Source organism: Stenotrophomonas sp. 3(2025) (assembly GCF_052665395.1).
In genome coordinates, this window is the sequence record NZ_JBQOIF010000008.1 from 22,407 (window position 1) to 39,113 (window position 16,707).

General features: G+C 65.9%; 10 protein-coding genes. 3 read left to right on the plus strand and 7 right to left on the minus strand.

Features of this window, described 5'->3' with window-relative positions; all coding sequences use genetic code 11:
* Positions 1-240: 240 nt before the first annotated feature.
* The 3 genes from ACUXVE_RS08140 to ACUXVE_RS08150 are packed head-to-tail and all read right to left on the minus strand — an operon-like array spanning position 241 to position 5,350.
* Entirely contained in the window at positions 241-3,414 is a 3,174-nt protein-coding gene (locus ACUXVE_RS08140; RefSeq protein ID WP_025876842.1) for a multidrug efflux RND transporter permease subunit, read from the minus strand.
* A 14-nt stretch (positions 3,415-3,428) separates the two neighbouring features.
* Positions 3,429-4,694 carry an efflux RND transporter periplasmic adaptor subunit gene (locus ACUXVE_RS08145; protein ID WP_093819058.1) on the minus strand — a complete coding sequence of 422 codons (1,266 nt, stop codon included), beginning with the start codon at positions 4,692-4,694 and terminating at the stop codon, positions 3,429-3,431.
* Positions 4,694-5,350: a TetR/AcrR family transcriptional regulator gene (locus tag ACUXVE_RS08150; protein WP_093819059.1), complete on the minus strand. Its 657-nt coding sequence runs from the start codon at positions 5,348-5,350 to the stop codon at positions 4,694-4,696. Before ACUXVE_RS08150 ends, ACUXVE_RS08145 begins: the two co-directional genes overlap by 1 nt.
* A gap of 250 nt (positions 5,351-5,600) precedes the next feature.
* On the opposite strand from ACUXVE_RS08150, the gene ACUXVE_RS08155 reads away from it, so the two are divergent.
* The 3 genes from ACUXVE_RS08155 to ACUXVE_RS08165 all read left to right on the plus strand — a co-directional run bounded on the left by ACUXVE_RS08155 (position 5,601) and on the right by ACUXVE_RS08165 (position 12,541).
* On the plus strand, positions 5,601-10,577 hold the full coding sequence (locus tag ACUXVE_RS08155) for an NAD-glutamate dehydrogenase (protein ID WP_445514187.1): 4,977 nt from the start codon (positions 5,601-5,603) through the stop codon (positions 10,575-10,577).
* A 199-nt stretch (positions 10,578-10,776) separates the two neighbouring features.
* Positions 10,777-11,550 carry an NAD kinase gene (locus ACUXVE_RS08160; RefSeq protein WP_025876850.1) on the plus strand — a complete coding sequence of 258 codons (774 nt, stop codon included), beginning with the start codon at positions 10,777-10,779 and terminating at the stop codon, positions 11,548-11,550.
* A 46-nt stretch (positions 11,551-11,596) separates the two neighbouring features.
* The gene (locus ACUXVE_RS08165) at positions 11,597-12,541 is read left to right on the plus strand and encodes a 5'-nucleotidase (RefSeq protein ID WP_033831508.1); all 945 of its coding nucleotides are present in this window, start codon (positions 11,597-11,599) and stop codon (positions 12,539-12,541) included.
* Positions 12,542-12,571: 30 nt separating this feature from the next.
* Here ACUXVE_RS08165 and ACUXVE_RS08170 read toward each other — a convergent pair whose 3' ends face one another.
* The 4 genes from ACUXVE_RS08170 to ACUXVE_RS08185 all read right to left on the minus strand — a co-directional run bounded on the left by ACUXVE_RS08170 (position 12,572) and on the right by ACUXVE_RS08185 (position 16,686).
* On the minus strand, positions 12,572-13,123 hold the full coding sequence (locus ACUXVE_RS08170; RefSeq protein WP_093819061.1) for a DUF2939 domain-containing protein: 552 nt from the start codon (positions 13,121-13,123) through the stop codon (positions 12,572-12,574).
* A gap of 73 nt (positions 13,124-13,196) precedes the next feature.
* Positions 13,197-13,883, minus strand: a complete 687-nt coding sequence (locus ACUXVE_RS08175; RefSeq protein WP_025876858.1) for a DUF2461 domain-containing protein — start codon at positions 13,881-13,883, stop codon at positions 13,197-13,199.
* Positions 13,880-15,319 (minus strand): exodeoxyribonuclease I, encoded by a 1,440-nt coding sequence (gene sbcB / locus ACUXVE_RS08180; protein ID WP_222388893.1) that lies wholly within the window; start codon positions 15,317-15,319, stop codon positions 13,880-13,882. Before sbcB ends, ACUXVE_RS08175 begins: the two co-directional genes overlap by 4 nt.
* Positions 15,319-16,686 carry an FAD-dependent oxidoreductase gene (locus tag ACUXVE_RS08185; protein WP_445514188.1) on the minus strand — a complete coding sequence of 456 codons (1,368 nt, stop codon included), beginning with the start codon at positions 16,684-16,686 and terminating at the stop codon, positions 15,319-15,321. Before ACUXVE_RS08185 ends, sbcB begins: the two co-directional genes overlap by 1 nt.
* Positions 16,687-16,707 lie beyond the last annotated feature (21 nt).

Genomic DNA, 16,707 nt, shown 5'->3' on the forward strand with positions numbered 1-16,707 from the left:
ATTTGCTGATGGATGGTGCCAGCTGGTGACGCATATGGCCCAGAAGCCGAGGGCGATCACGATATCCATCGCCCAATCTGGAGATCCATCGGCACACATGGCTGTCAGAGGCGACACTCGCAGTTGACGAATCCCGCTCCGCCATGAACGGCCGGGCATGGGCTCGGCTCTACAGAAGAGCAGCAAAGAAAAAGGCCCCGGATCGCTCCGGGGCCTTTTGCGTTTCACCTCACCGTCGGATCAACGATCCGGGCGGTGGGCGCTTTCCGCATCACGCTGGCGGCCGAGGAATTCCTTGGACGGTTCATCCAGCTTGTCGCCGAGCATGCGGCGCACGACCACGAAGAACACCGGGATCATCAGCAGGCCGAGCAGGGTGGCGAACAGCATGCCGCCGATCACGCCGGTACCGATGGCGTGACGCGAGTTGGCGCCAGCACCGGTGGAGATCGCCATCGGGATGACGCCCATGATGAACGCGAAGGACGTCATCAGGATCGGGCGGAATCGCAGGCGCGCCGCTTCGATGGTGGCATCGCGCAGGGTCTTGCCCGCCGCACGCTGCTCCACCGCGAACTCCACGATCAGGATCGCGTTCTTCGCGGCCAGGCCGATCACCGTGATCAGGCCGATCTTGAAGAACAGATCGTTCGGCAGGCCACGCATCATCGACAGGGCGAGTGCGCCCAGAACGCCAAGTGGTACCACCAGCAGCACCGCCACCGGGATAGACCAGCTTTCATACAGCGCGGCCAGGCACAGGAACACCACCACGATGGACAGCACCAGCAGCAGCGTCGCGGCGTTGCCTGCCAGGATTTCCTGGTAGGACAGGCCGGACCAGTCGTAGCCGAAGCCGGCCGGCAGGTCGTCGTTGACGATGCCTTCCATGGTCTGCATCGCTTCACCCGAGCTGGTGCCCGGCGCCTGCGAGCCGACGATGTTGATCGCCGAGTAACCGTTGTAGCGGCTCAGCGACGGTGGTGCCGAGACCCATTCGGACTTGACCACCGTGCTCAACGGAATCATCGCGTTGGTGCCATCGGCGTTGGTGGTCAGGCTGGACGGGCTGTAGAAGCTCTTCAGCGACTCCTGGCCAGTGCGGTACGGACCATCAGCCTGCATGGTCACGCGCTTGATGCGGCCTTCGTAGAAGAAGTCGTTGACGTACACCGGGGCCAGCATCAGCTGGATGGTGCTGTACACGTCCGACACCGACATGCCCATCGACTGCGCCTGCACGCGGTCCACGTGCAGCTGCAGCTGCGGGGCGTTTTCCAGGCCGTTCGGGCGCACGCCCACCAGGTGGTCCGGCTTCTGCGCGGCCTGGCCGAGCAGGATGTTGCGGGCCTGGGTCAGCTGCTCGTAACCGGCGCCGCTGCGGTCCTGCAGCCACATGTCAAAGCCGCCGAACTGGCCAAGGCCCTGCACGGTCGGCAGGTTGACCACGAAGATCTGCGCTTCCTTGATGCCGTAGAACGCGCCGTTCATGTTCTGGATGAATTCCGGAGCAGTGAACTTGCGCTCTTCCCACGGCTTCAGGCGGATGAAGCCCATGCCCACGTTCTCGCCGGAGCCGACGAAGCTGAAGCCGGCCACCTGCAGCATGCCTTCATAGCCATCCTGCTTTTCCAGGATGCCGCGCATCTGTGCGAACGCTTCGTTGGTCTGGCTCTTGGTCGAGCCCGGCGGCAACTGCACGATCGCCAGTGCATAGCCCTGGTCTTCCTCAGGCAGGAAGCTGCCCGGCATGCGGGTGAACAGGAAACCGCACAGCGCGGTCAGCACCACGAACAGGATCATCCAGCGTGGTGCGTGGCGCACCGCGGAGGTGATGTGGCCCACATAGGTGTGGCTGATCTTGTCGTAGTACTTGTTGAAGGTGCGGTAGACGATGTTCGGGTTGTCGTTGTGCGTCGGCTTGAGGAATGTGGCGCACAGCGCCGGGGTGAAGCCCAGCGCCAGGAACGCCGAGAACGCCATCGAGATGGCGATGGTCAGGGCGAACTGCTTGTAGATCTCACCGGCCGCACCGCCCTGCAGGGCGGAGGGGATGAACACCGCCGCCAGCACGACGGTGATGGCCACCACCGCGCCGGTGATCTGGGTCATCGCCTTCTGCGTGGCCGGCTTCGGCGCCAGGCCTTCCTCGGTCATGATGCGTTCGACGTTCTCGATCACCACGATCGCGTCATCGACCACGATGCCGATCGCCAGCACCATCGCAAACAGGGTCAGCTGGTTGATCGTGAAGCCGATCATCCACATGCCCAGGAACGTACCCAGCAGGGCCACCGGGATGACCAGGGTCGGGATCAGGGTGGCGCGGAAGTTCTGCAGGAAGATCAGCATCACCAGGAACACCAGCAACACCGCTTCGAACAGGGTCTTGACCACTTCCTGGATCGAGATCTTGACGAAGGTGGTGCTGTCGTAAGGCGAGAACCAGGTGACGCCGGCCGGGAAGCTGGGCTGCAGCTCGTCCATCTTGCCGCGCACTGCCTCGGCCACGTTCAGGGCGTTGGCGCCCGGCAGCAGCTGGATGGCGAAGGCGCCGGTGGGCTTGCCGTTGTACTGGGTATCAAAGCCGTAGTTGTTGGCACCGAAGGCGACGCGGGCGATGTCCTTCAACAGCACGCGCGAGCCATCGGCATTGGCGCGCAGGATGATGTTCTCGAACTCCTGCGGCGAGCTGAAGCGGCCTTCGGCCGACACCGTGGCGGTGAAGTGCTGGCCTTCCGGCGACGGGTCGGAGCCCAGTGCACCGGCGGCGAACTGCACGTTCTGCGCGCGTACCGCCGCCAGCACCTGGCTGGCCGACAGGCCATAGCCCTGCATCTTTTCCGGGTTGAGCCAGATGTTCATGGCGTACTCGGAACCGAACTGCTGGGTGCTGCCGACGCCGGGGATGCGCGAGACCTGGTCGAGCACGCGCGAGCCGACGATGTCGTTCAATGCGTCACGGTTGATCGTCGGCGTATCGGACTGCAGCGCCACCACCATCAGGAAGCCGGCGTTGGCCTTGGCCACCACCACACCCTGCTGGGTGACTTCCGAAGGCAGTCGCGGCGTGGCCAGCGAGACCTTGTTCTGCACCTGCACCTGGGCGATGTCCGGATCGGTACCGGTCTCGAAGGTCAGGGTGATCGAGGCGCGGCCGTTGGAGGCCGATGAGGAGCTGAAGTAGAGCAGGTGATCGATGCCGGTCAGCTGCTGCTCGATCACCTGGGTGACCGATTTCTCGGTGGTATCCGCACTTGCACCCGGGTAGGTGGCCGAGACGGTCACCTGCGGCGGGGCGATGTTGGGGTAGGACTCCACGCCGAGGTTGAGGATCGCGATCACGCCGCTGAGCGAGATCAGGATCGCCACCACCCAGGCGAAGACTGGATGTTCGATGAAAAATTTAGGCATGACGGAAGGTCCCGTTACTGCTTGTTCGATTCGGTGGCGGCTGGCTCGGCCTTGTCGGCCTGGTCAGCCTTGGCCGGTGCCTTGGCGTCGGTCGGGGCTGCGGCCGGCGCGCCCGCAGCAGCACCGCCGGCGGCAGGCTTGCCGTTGGCGTCCTGGCCCGGGGTCCACGGCTTGGCCGTGGCCGGCGCGCCTTCCTTGACCTTCTGCACGCCGGCGACGACTACCTTGTCACCCGCGGCCAGGCCCTCGCTGACCAGCCAGTTGCCGTTCTGCGCGCCGTCGGTCTTTACGTTCTTGCGGACGACCTTGCCGTCGGCACCCACCACCATCACATAGCCGCCGTTGGTGTCACGCAGCAGGGCCTGCTGCGGCACCAGGTAGGCGTTGTTGCGCTCGCCCAGGTTGGCCTGGAAGCTGACGAAGGCGCCCGGCAGCAGGATCTTCTGCGGGTTCGGCAGCACCGCGCGCAGCGACACCGCGCCGGTGGCCGGGTCGACCGTGGTCGAGGAGAAGTCCAGCGTGCCCGGCTCGCTGTAGGTGCTGCCGTCGGCCAGTTTGACGTTGACCGTGGCCTTGCCGTCGCCGGACAGGGCCAGGTTGCCCTTGGCCTGCTGCGCACGCAGCTGGGTCAGTTCATCCACGCTCAGCGAGAAGTTCACGTACAGCGGGTCGAGCTGGTCCACGGTGGTCAGCAGGGTCACATCGCCCTGGCCCACCAGTGCGCCTTCGGTGACCTGCTGCTTGTTGGCCACGCCACTGATCGGCGCGGTGACTTCGGTGTAGCCCAGGCTGATGCGCGAGGACGTCACCGCAGCTTCGGCCTGCTTGACCGCGGCCAGCGCGGTGCGCTCGGCCGACTCGGCATTGTCCAGGTCTGCCTTGGACACGAACTTCTGCGGCGCCAGCGAACGGGCGCGGTCAGCGGCGACCTTGGCGTTGGCGTAGGTCGCGCGGGCCGAAGCCAGCTGGGCCTCGGAGGCGTTGAGCGAGGCGCGCAGGGGCGCCGGGTCGATCAGGAACAGGGTCTGGCCCTGCTTGACCTCGCTGCCTTCCTGATAGACGCGCTTGAGCAGCACGCCGGGCACGCGGGCGCGCACATCGGCGCTGCGGAACGGCGACAGGCGACCGACCAGCTCGCGCTGCAGCGGCAGGGTCTGCGGCTTGGCGTCGATCACGCCCACCTCCGGCGGTGGGGGCGTCGGCTGTTCCGGCTTCTTGCAGGCAGCTACGGCGACAGCGACGGCGCACGTCAAGGCAAGGGTGCGGAGTGGGGCGGTCATCAGGAGGAACTCCGGGGTTGGTTTGAAGACGGGGCCGGCGAGGGCTGCGGCGCGAATGCGCGCAGGAAGCCATCGACGGAGAACTCTGCCCAGCGCCGACGCAATGCAGCGTCATCACGATGGGGGGTATGGAAGCGCTGTTTGTCGAAATCCTGACCGGCAATCATGCTCAGCAGCAGTTCGGCCATGAAGTGCGGGTCGTCATGCCGCAGCAGCCCGCGACTGCAAACGGTTTCAATCCATTCAGCAAGATGAAGCGTCAACGCGCCGGCGCCATGCCGGTACAGCGTACGCGCCTCTTCGGGAAACTGTGCTGCATCGGCGGCGATCAGGCGGCAGGCCTGGCCGACATGGGGCTGGTTGAAGTGCTCCAGGAAGTCGGTGGCGAACTGCAGCAGGCTGCCACGCAGGTCGTCACCGCGGAGTGCACGCAGCATGGCCCCGGTGGCGTGGCCCACATGGCGCTGCATCACCCGCCGCAGCAGGGCCTGCTTGTTGCCGTAGCGCGAGTACAGGGTCTGTTTCGAGCAGCCTGCCTGCTGGGCGACCGCGTCCATGCTCATCTGCATGCCCTGTTGGGCAAGCAGTTCGCGCACGGCGTCGAACACGCGCTCATCACGCGCGTCGAGGGCGACAGGAAGGTAGGCCGGATTCACGCGGTGGACTATACCGTCCAGTTCAGGATTGTGGAATCGCGCCGATGTTGCCGCATGTGTCTTCCGGTAACACGTTTTGCCGATCCTGTCGGCAACGCTGTGCGACTGCGATGCCCATACCGGTGCGAACTGAATAGGGCGTCTAAACCGCAGCAAACCCGAATCTGGTTATTCCGTCCTGCAGCAAGGCCTTTTCGTGCGGTAGGGCTACAATTTCATTTTCCCAACTGAGCAAGCGCGCCGCTCTGCCATGAAACCGCAAAAAACCGCAGCCAAGACCGTGAAAAACAAAAGCAAACCAGTTGAGTCGGAGGTCGCAGTGACCGCTGGTTTCTCCCTGGAGCCGGTGTACACGGCCTTGCGCAAGCGTTACCCCGCGGCCGCCCAGGCCGAGGCAGTGGCATTCGCCGCCGATTTCTACAAGCGCATGGAGGCCGACGAGTTCCCCCATCACAGCGCTGAGGAGTGGGCCGCGCTCGCAGCCGAAACGCTGGAATTCGCCCGTGCCCGCAAGGCCGGCAAGGCCAATGTCCGCGTGTTCAATCCGACCGCGAAGGCCAACGGTTGGGAATCGCCGCACACCGTGCTGCAGATCATCAACGACGACATGCCGTTCCTGGTCGACACCGTGACCATGTCACTGGCCGAGCATGGCATCGGCGTACACGTGCTGGGCCACCCGGTTCTGCATTTCACCCGTGACAAGGCCGGCAAGCTGACCAAGGTCGGCGAGGGCCAGCTGGAATCGGTGATGCTGCTGGAGATCGACCGCCAGCCGGCCGAAGCCATGGCAGACATCGAGCAGGCCATCAACAAGGCGCTGGACGAAGTGCGCGCCATTGTGCGCGACTGGCAGCCGATGCAGGACAAGGCGCTGGCGCTGGCCGACGACCTGGGCAGCCGCCAGCTGCCGGTCGACGCCGCTTCGCGCAAGGAAGCACAGGAATTCCTGCGCTGGGCCGCCGACAACCACTTCACCTTCTTCGGCTACCGCGAGTACCGCGTCGAGAAGCAGGGCAAGGAAGACGTGCTGGCGCCGCTGAACGACACTGGCCTGGGCCTGATGCGCGGCAAGGACAAGTCCGCTGCACGTCCGGTCAAGACCCTGGCCGCGCAGGGCCTGAACACCACGTCCGGGCTGAAGGACGCGCTGATCCTGACCAAGACCAATGCCCGTTCGCGCGTGCACCGCGCCGGCTACATGGACTACATCGGCGTGCTGGAATTCGACGCCAAGGGCAGGATCATCGGCGAACAGCGCTTCCTCGGCCTGTTCACCTCCAGCGCCTACAACCGCCGCCCGTGGGAAATCCCGCTGGTGCGCCAGCGCTACGAGCACGTGATGAAGCAGTCCGGCCTGGCCGGCTCCAGCCACAGCGGCAAGGCCCTGCGCCACATCCTGGAAACCCTGCCGCGCGAAGAACTGTTCCAGTCCAGCGAGGACGAACTGTTCCGCACCGCGATGGGCGTGCTGGGCCTGCAGGAGCGTGTGCGCAGCCGCCTGTTCCTGCGTCGCGACAAGTACAGCCGTTTCATTTCCGCGCTGGTCTACCTGCCGCGCGAGCGTTTCAACACCGACGTGCGCCTGCGCATCGAAGCGATGCTCAAGGAAGCGCTGCACGGCGAGTACGTGGACAGCTCGGTGGTGCTGGGTGAATCGCCGTTGGCCCAGGTGCACCTGATCGTGCGTCCGAAGCCGGGCGAAATGCTCGACGTCGATACCGCCGAACTGGAGCAGAAGCTGGCCCAGGTGCTGCGCAACTGGCAGGACGACCTGCGCGAAGCGCTGGTCACCCGTCATGGTGAAGCCGAAGGCCTGCGCATTGCTGCACGTATCGGCAAGGCGCTGCCGGCCGGTTACATCGAAGACAACAGCACCGCCGTTGCCGCCAACGATGTCAGCCAGCTCGACGCGCTGACCGGTCCGGACGACCTGCGCCTGAGCCTGCAGGCCGTGCCGCGCGAATCCGGCGATGGCCTGCGCCTGAAGCTGTATCGCCAGCTGGATGACATCCCGCTGTCGGACGCGCTGCCGATGATGGAAAACATGGGCCTGCGCGTGATCGCCGAGCGTCCGTACCGCCTGTCGGTGGACAACGCGCCGGTGTACGTGCAGGACTTCGAGGTCGAGTCGACCGCTGGTGCGATCGATGCGGCCAGCGTCGATGAAGCCTTCGGTGAGACCTTTGCCCGCGTCTGGCACGGCGATGCCGAGAACGATGGCTTCAACCGCCTGGTGCTGGCTGCCGGCCTGCACTGGCGCCAGGTCGCCATGCTGCGTGGCTACTGCAAGTACCTGCTGCAGACCGGCGTGCCGTTCTCGCAGGCTTACGTCGAAGGCACCTTCACCCGCTACCCGTTGCTGGCACGCCTGCTGGTGGAACTGTTCGAAGCCCGCTTCGATCCGGCCACCGGCCATGAAAGCAAGGAAGACATCGCCGCTGGCCAGGCGCAGCTGAAGGCCCACCTCGAGGTGCTGGCTGCCGGCGACGAGGCCACCCTGAAGGTGCTCAAGACCGTGGTCGACGCCCGCAAGGGTGACCGCGATACGCAGATGCAGGCCGCGCGCGAAGCGCTGCTGAAGCTGATGGACCGCGTGTCGAGCCTGGACGAGGACCGCATCCTGCGTTCCTTCATGGGCGTGATCGATGCGACCCTGCGCACCAGCTACTACCAGACCGATGCCAATGGCCAGCACGGCCATGTCATCAGCTTCAAGTTCGATTCGGCCCTGGTGCCGGACCTGCCCAAGCCGCGCCCGTACCGCGAAATCTTCGTGTATGGCCCGCGCGTGGAAGGTACCCACCTGCGCTTCGGTGCCGTCGCCCGTGGCGGCCTGCGCTGGTCGGATCGCCGCGAAGACTTCCGTACCGAAGTGCTGGGCCTGGTCAAGGCGCAGATGGTCAAGAACACCGTCATCGTGCCGGTCGGTGCGAAGGGCGGCTTCTTCGCCAAGATGCCGCCGGTGAACGGTGATCGCGATGCGATCTTCGCCAACGGCGTGGCCTGCTACAAGCTGTTCATCCAGGGCCTGCTGGACATCACCGACAACATCGTCAACAACAAGATCGTGCCGCCGGTGGATGTCGTGCGCCATGACATGGACGATCCGTACCTGGTGGTGGCCGCCGACAAGGGCACCGCGACCTTCTCCGACATCGCCAACGGCCTGGCCATCGCGCACGGCTTCTGGATGGGCGATGCATTCGCCTCCGGCGGTTCGGTCGGTTACGACCACAAGGGCATGGGCATCACCGCGCGCGGCGCATGGGAGTCGGTCAAGCGCCACTTCCGTGCACTGGGCCGTGACAGCCAGACCCAGGACTTCACCGCGGTTGGCGTCGGCGACATGTCCGGCGACGTGTTCGGCAACGGCATGCTGCTGTCGCGCCACATCCGCCTGGTCGCTGCGTTCGACCACCGCCACATCTTCCTGGACCCGAACCCGGATGCAGCGACCACGTTCGTCGAACGTGAGCGTCTGTTCACCGTGCCGCGTTCGAGCTGGGCGGACTACGATGCCAAGCTGATCAGCAAGGGCGGCGGCGTGTATCCGCGCAGCCTGAAGTCGATCGAGATCACCCCGCAGGTACGTGAAGCGCTGGGCCTGGACGAGAACGTCAAGGCGCTGTCGCCGAACGATCTGATGAGCGCGATCCTGAAGGCACCGGTCGACCTGCTGTGGAACGGCGGCATCGGTACCTACGTCAAGGCCGCCAGCGAGCAGCACAGCGATGTCGGCGACCGCGCCAACAACGCCCTGCGCGTGAATGGTGGCGAGCTGCGCTGCAAGGTGGTGGGCGAGGGCGGCAACCTGGGCATGACCCAGCTGGGCCGCATCGAAGCTGCCCAGGCCGGCGTGCTGCTCAACACCGACTTCATCGACAACTCGGCCGGTGTGGATACCTCCGACCACGAAGTCAACATCAAGATCCTGCTCAACGATGTGGTGCGGGCCAAGAAGCTGACCGTCGAGCAGCGCAACAAGCTGCTGGCGTCGATGACCGACGAAGTCGCCGCGCTGGTGCTCAACGACAACTACCGCCAGAACCAGGCCCTGAGCCTGATGGAGCGGATGGCGGTCAAGCGCCTGGGGTCCAAGCAGCACTTCATCCGTACCCTGGAACAGCAGGGCCTGCTGGATCGCCAGATCGAGTTCCTGCCGTCCGATGCCGAGCTGTCCCAGCGCAAGGCACGCGGCCAGGGCCTGACCCGTCCGGAACTGTCGGTGCTGCTGTCCTATTCCAAGCTGGTGGCGTTCGCCCAGCTGCTGGATTCGGACATTCCGGAAGATCCGTACCTGTCCAAGGAGCTGCAGCGTTACTTCCCGACGCCGTTGCAGAAGAAGTACGCCGACGCAATGGAGCGCCACCGCCTGAAGCGCGAAATCATCGCCACGGCCGTGACCAACCAGACCATCAACCGCATGGGCGCCACCTTCCTGATGCGCATGCAGGAAGACACCGGCCGTTCCATTGCCGAGGTCGCCAAGGCCTACACCATCAGCCGCGAAACGCTGGACGCACGCGCGCTGTGGGCGCAGATCGACGCACTTGATGGCACGCTGCCGGAGTCGGTGCAGATCGACGCGCTGGAAGTGATCTGGAAGCTGCAGCGTTCGTTCGTGCGTTGGCTGCTGTCGCGCCCGGGCCCGATGCCGGGCATCACCGAGGCGGTCAACCGCTACCAGGGTCCGTTCAACGACATCCGTGTTGCTTCGGGTGTGCTGCCGGATTCGCAGCGTCCGACCTACGAAGCCCTGGTGGCCGAGTGGAAGGAAAAGGGCCTGCCGTCGGCGCTGGCACAGCAGCTGGCCGAACTGCACTTCCTGGAACCGGCGTTCGACATCATCGAACTGGCCCGTACCCGCAAGCTGAAGCCGGTGGATGTCTCCAAGATCCACTTCCGCCTGGGCGATGCCCTGCAGCTGCCGTGGCTGTTCGAGCAGATCGACGCGCTGGAGGTCAACGGCCGCTGGCACGCAGTGGCACGTGGCGTGCTGCGCGACGAACTGGCCGCACACCACCGCAGCCTGGCCGGCCAGGTGCTGGCCACCAAGGGCAGCACCGCTGAAGCCAAGGTCGCCGCGTGGATCGGTCGTGACGACAGCAGCCTGCGCTTCACGCTGGCGATGCTGGCCGAACTGGCCGAGCAGAAGACCCTCGACTACCCGACCGTTTCGGTCGCGGTGCAGCGCCTGGGTCAGCTCGCTGCCCACGGCGCGTAAGTGAGGTAGTGCCAGGCCACGCCTGGCATGCGTGAACCGGAACGGCCCCGCGAAAGCGGGGCCGTTTTTTCTTGCGGACGACCGCCGGGCATGGCCCGGCGCTACCGATGTACGGCGGAGCAGGTAGCGCCGGGCCATGCCCGGCGAGCGCAGCGGTGCTCGGTTATGCTCTCCACCAAGCCTTCCCCCGGATCCACCGATGAGCGACACCCCCCGCATCGCTTTCCTGGCCAGTACCACCGAACCTGCACAGATGGCCCGTGCGGCGATGGTCTCGCGCTATGGCGACCACGCCCCGGACCAGGCCGATGTGCTGTGCCCGCTCGGCGGCGATGGCTTCATGCTGCAGACCCTGCATCGTCACGGACACCTGGGCAGGCCGGTGTTCGGGATGAAGCTGGGCACGGTGGGTTTCCTGATGAACCAGTACCGCGGCGACGACGACGTGCATGCGCGTATCGCTCGTGCCGAGCCGGCCCACCTGCGCCCGCTGGAAATGATGGCATTGACCGAATCGGGTACCACCACCGGCTCGCTGGCCTACAACGACGTCTCGCTGCTGCGCCAGACCCGGCAGGCGGCGCATATCGGCATCGACCTCAATGGCCAGGAGCGGGTGGGCGAACTGATCGGTGATGGCGTGCTGGTGGCCACCCCGGCCGGAAGCACCGCCTACAACTATTCCGCACATGGGCCGGTACTGCCGTTGGGCTCGCACACCATCGCCCTGACGCCGCTGGCCCCCTATCGCCCGCGACGCTGGCGCGGCGCCATCCTCAAGGCCGACACCGAAGTGCGCTTCCGCGTGCTCGATCCCTACAAGCGTCCGGTCAGCGTCACCGCCGATTCGCACGAGACCCGCGATGTGGTCGAAGTGACGATCCGTGAGTCGCGCGAGCACCGGGTGACCCTGCTGTTCGACCCGGAGCACAACCTTGAAGACCGGATCCTGAGCGAACAGTTCGTTTTTTGACGACAATAGGCGGCCGGCACTGCCGACCGCTTGAAGGACCCCACCGATGGGCGACAACTCCCCCCGTTTGCTGACCGTCGCGGTGACCTCGCGTGCGCTGTTCGACCTGGAAGAAAGCCATGCGCTGTTCGAGAGCGATGGTGTGGCCGCCTATGCCGAGTACCAGCGCCAGCACGAGGACGACATCCTCGGGCCGGGCGTGGCCTTCCCGGTGGTGCGCAAGCTGCTGGCACTGAACCAGGGCGCCAGCCCCGAGAACCCGCGCGTGGAAGTGATCCTGCTGTCACGCAACTCGGCCGATACCGGCCTGCGCATCTTCAATTCCATCCAGCACTACGGGTTGGGCATCATCCGCGCGACCTTCACCGCCGGTGAGCCGACCTGGCCGTACGTGAAGCCGTTCGGCACCGACCTGTTCCTGTCGGCCAATCCGGAATCGGTGCGCAGCGCGCTTCGCCATGGCATCGCTGCGGCCACCATCCTGCCCAAGCCGCCGGGTGAGACCGCTGCCGCTGCCGCCGACCAGATCGACATCACCCGCCCGGCCGGGCAGCTGCGCATCGCCTTCGATGGTGATGCGGTGATCTTCGGGGACGAGAGCGAGCGCATTTCCCGCGAGCAGGGCGTGGAAGCCTTTGGCCGGCACGAACGCGAGCGTGCACGCGAGCCGCTCAGTGGCGGTCCGTTCCGCGGCTTCCTCTCGGCGCTGCACACGCTGCAGGAAGTGTTCCCGGCCGGCGACAGCGCGCCCATCCGTACGGCGCTGGTGACCGCGCGTTCTGCACCGGCGCATGAGCGGGTGATCCGTACCCTGCGCGAATGGGGCGTGCGCCTGGACGAGGCGCTGTTCCTGGGAGGTCGACACAAGGGCCCGTTCCTGCAGGCGTTCGGTGCCGACATCTTCTTTGACGATTCGCAGCACAACATCGACAGTGCTCGTGAACATGTAGCCGCTGGCCACGTGCCGCATGGTGTCGCCAACGAAGGGTGATCGTCGCCGGGCATGGCCCGGCGCTACCGGTTACGGGCTGCCTGACATCCCCAACTGCAGGTCCACCACCTTCCAGCGCAGGCCCTGCGGTTCCAGCACTACCTTCAACGGAGGCTGGCCGGGGCCGCGATCGACGTCGACCACGAAGCGGTCCAGGGCTTCGAAGTGGTGTTCGGCGTTCTTCAGCGGTCGCGCCGGCTCGGTTGCAGCCAAGGCCTCGCCGCCCTGCAGTTCATTGCGGCCGCGCTTCCACAGGACGTGGCCCTGCAACATCGCGCCGATACCGGTGGGCGTGACCATCGTGTCCACCGCAGCGCCGCCCAGCTGGTCACCCAACCCGTACAGCAGGGCACCGAAGGGACTGGCAGCGACCTCGGGGCCGGCCTGGCGCACCAGGTAGTCATTGAGCTGGGCACGCAGGCTGGTACGCACGCGTGGGAAATCCACGTAGCGCTCCAGACGGGCGGTGTCCCGTTGTTCGATGGCCTTGGACAGGCCATGCACGGTCAGGTAGGGGCCGCCGAACCACCAGGCGGCCACCACAGCGATCAGCAGAACGAGGATGCCAATGAGCTTCTTCATGCTGCACAGCCTGCCGCAAGTACGGTTGCCGGTGGTGAACGGCGGGTGATCCCAGCGATGCCACCGGCGCCGCTCAGAACTCCAGGTCCAGTGCAGCGCACAGGTAGTCCACGAACGGGCCGAGCGCCGCCAGGTCCTTGCCGAGCGTGGACAGCAGGCGCGGGCCGGTCATCGTGGCATCGTCCAGCGAACGCCACATCACCCAGTTGCGGTGCTTGAGGTCATCGATGAACTCGAAGTCAGCCGGGAAGCCGCGCGGTGGACGCACCAGCTTCTCGGTTTCCTCGAAGTCGAAACGCCTGCGCAGCGCCGGCGCGTGCGCAGCCGCCTTCCAGCTGCCCGGGTTGTCGAGGATGAAGTGGCGGACGCGGCGCTGGGTTTCCGGTTCGGGATGCCACAGCCCGGCGCCGACGAAGCTCTCGCCCGGTTGCAGGTGCACGTAGAACGAGGGTGCGGCCACTTCGCGGCGGCGCTCATGGAACAGGCGGGCACCCTGCCAGGTCTTGTACGGTGATTTGTCGTTGGAGAACCGCGCGTCGCGGTGGATGCGGAACAACGAGCCGCCCACGCCACGCGTGTCTGCGCGGAAGTGTCCGCTGACCTCGGCCAGCGCCGGCTGCAGGTCGCCCAGCAGGCGCAGGAATGGCTGCCGCACGTGGTCTTCGTACTGCTGGCGATGGTCGTTGAACCAGGTCTTGTCGTTGTGCAGCGCCAGGCTGCGCAGGAACTTGAAACTGGCATCGGAGAAATAGGTGCTCACAGGTCCTCCTGCAGGTGCTGGCCCCAGTCACGCAGCGATTGCAGCAGCGCGGCGCGGCGGGCATCGTCGGGTGCTTCGGCTGCCAGCGCGTCGAGCTGCTGCTGGAACTGGGCCAGGTTGAGTTCGCCCATGCCTTCCTCGCCGAACAGGCGCTGGCGGCGATAGGCATTCCAGCGCTCGCGTTCTTCCGGTGCAAGGCTGTCGGGATGATTGCGGGCGCGGTAGCGGAACAACAGCTCGGGCAAGCGCGGGTCGCGGAAGCGGCCTTCCAGTGCCGCCAACTGTTCCGGTGGCGTGGTCCGTGCCAGTGCCAGCAGCGGTTTGTCGCCGGCACCGAGGAAGCCGTCGTACAGCGAAGCATCCACGTCGGAGACGATCGCCACGCGCGGCTGGTTGTAGACCTGGCGCGCCTTCTCGGCCAGCTGCGGCGCGAACGCGCGCAGGCGTTCGGCCTTGGCTTCGATCGCCGCCACGTCCAGCCCGAGTCGTGCGTGGTCATCAGCGCGCAGGTGGTTCCAGGCCACCAGCGCCGGCACCTTGTTCAGGTGCACTTCCTTCAACGGCACCCGGGCCACGCCTTCGGGCAGTTCGCTGGCGCGCAGGTACAGGCGCTGGGCGATCACGTCGGCGGGCAGTTCCAGCAGGTCATCGATGTCGCCGTCGAGATCGAACACGATCACCCGGTTGTTGATGGTCGGATGTACCGCCAGCGGCAACACCGGTGCCGCGCAGAGGCGGCTGGCCGGGTAGCGCATCGAGATATGCAGCACCGGCTTCAGCGCGGTGACGTCGAGCAGGCTGCCGACGAAACGCTTGTCGCGCAGTTTCAGCGCGTAGTCCCACAGGCGCGGCTGCGACTGCTTGAACAGGCGCGCCATGCCGATCGTCGCGCGCACGTCCGACAGCGCTTCGTGGGCATCGCCCTCGCGCACGCCGTTGGCCTCGGCCAGATGCTCCAGCTTGAACGAGGTGGCGCCATCCTCGCGTTTGGGCCAGTGGATGCCGTCCGGGCGGATGGCATGCATCAGTCGCAGCATGTCCAGCAGGTCCCAGCGCGAGTTGCCGTTGCGCCACTCGCGTTCGTACGGGTCGTGGAAGTTGCGGAACAGGCCGTAGCGGATGAACTCGTCGTCGAAGCGCAGGGTGTTGTAGCCCAGTGCGCAGGTACCGGGGCGCGAGAGCTGCTCGTTGATGCGATCGAACGCCTCGGCTTCGCTGATGCCTTCGGTCAGCGCCTGCTGCGGCGTGATGCCGGTGACCATCGTTGCCATCGGCGAGGGCAGCAGATCATCGGCCGGGCGAACGAAGAAGCTGACCGGCGTGTCGATCTCATTGAGGTCGCTGTCGGTACGGATTGCCGCGTACTGGGAGATACGGGTGCGGCGCGGATCCTGGCCGAAGGTTTCCAGGTCGTAGAACAGGAAGCTGTCGGCCATCAGTGCGCGCCCTCCAGCACCGGCAGCTGCGCATGGATCTGCGCCTGCAGTGCGTTCCAGTCGATGTTGTCCAGCGTATCGTGGCCTGCAGTGGCGGCGATCAGCATCGCGCGCTGGATGTCGGTGCGGCGCAGTGCCTCGGCGTAGGGCGTGTGCAGGAACGTCACCATCGTGTAGTGCGGGACGAAACGCGTGGGCCAGCGCCGCTGCAGTTCCTGTTCCAGCTCACGTTGCAGCAGGAAGGCCGGATCGGCCACCCTGTCACGCATCTCCAGATAGTTTTCCAGCGCCATCTGCTGGATCGCACGCGCGTTCGGCTTGCGCTCGGCCTCGAATGCGGCGAACGCACTCTGCAGGTCGTCCGCCTCCATCAGATGGCGGGCCAGCGCCACGCAGTCCTCGAACGCGCAGTTCATGCCCTGGCCGTGGAACGGCACCATCGCATGCGCGGCGTCACCGATCAGCACGGCACGTGCCTGCTGGTGCCAGCGTTGCAGGGTGAGGGTGCCGAGCAGGCCGGGCGGATGCTGCTCCCAGTCTGCACGCAGGTTGGGAATCAGCGGCAGGGTATCGGCGAACTCACGCGCGAACAGCGCTTCGGCCTGGGCGCCGGTGGTGACCGTGGCAAAGCTCGGATCGCCATCGTTGGGCAGGAACAGGGTGACGGTGAAGGTGCCCTCGTGGTTGGGCAGGGCGATGCACATGTAGTGGCCACGCGGCCAGATATGCAGGGCATTGCGCTCGATGCGGAAGCCGCCATCGTCGCCCGGCGGAATTTCCAGTTCCTTGTAGGAATGGTCGAGGAAGGCAATGTCCTCGCCCAGCGGCTCGCGCCGGTTCATCGCCGCACGCAGCGCCGAGCCGGCGCCATCGGCACCCACCAGCGTATCGAAGCGGATATCGTGCGGGCTGTCGTCACGATCATCGATGAAGCGTGCGTAGCCCGCATCGAAATCGACGGTGTGCAGGCGGCGGTGGAAATGCACGGTGGCGCCGGCCTGCTCGGCCAGTTCCAGCAGCGTGGTGTTCAGGTCACTGCGATGGATCGACCAGATCACTTCGCTGTCGTCGCGACCATAACGCTGCAGCTGCGGCTCGCCCTCGCGCGGATGCACCATGCGCCCGCGCATCATCACCGCCCGCGCCATCACTTCGTCTTCCACGCCGGCCTGGCGCAACGCGTTGCGCCCGCGCTCGGCCAGGGCCAGGTTGATCGAACGGCCGCTTTCGTAATCGGCGATGCGCGGATCGCCACGGCGTTCGTACAGGGTGATGCGCCAGCCCTGCCGTGACAGCAGGATGGCCAGCAGGGATCCGGCCAGGCCGGCGCCGACAATGCTCAGCGAGCGGGGTGCATGTGCGATCAACGAACTGTCCAGCAGTAGGGG

Coding starts and splice junctions, on each gene's coding strand:
- ACUXVE_RS08140 (WP_025876842.1), bottom strand. CDS start 3,414: ATGCCTAAATTTTTCATCGAACATCCAGTCTTCGCCTGGGTGGTGGCG.
- ACUXVE_RS08145 (WP_093819058.1), bottom strand. CDS start 4,694: ATGACCGCCCCACTCCGCACCCTTGCCTTGACGTGCGCCGTCGCTGTC.
- ACUXVE_RS08155 (WP_445514187.1), top strand. CDS start 5,601: ATGAAACCGCAAAAAACCGCAGCCAAGACCGTGAAAAACAAAAGCAAA.
- ACUXVE_RS08160 (WP_025876850.1), top strand. CDS start 10,777: ATGAGCGACACCCCCCGCATCGCTTTCCTGGCCAGTACCACCGAACCT.
- ACUXVE_RS08165 (WP_033831508.1), top strand. CDS start 11,597: ATGGGCGACAACTCCCCCCGTTTGCTGACCGTCGCGGTGACCTCGCGT.
- ACUXVE_RS08170 (WP_093819061.1), bottom strand. CDS start 13,123: ATGAAGAAGCTCATTGGCATCCTCGTTCTGCTGATCGCTGTGGTGGCC.
- sbcB (WP_222388893.1), bottom strand. CDS start 15,319: ATGGCCGACAGCTTCCTGTTCTACGACCTGGAAACCTTCGGCCAGGAT.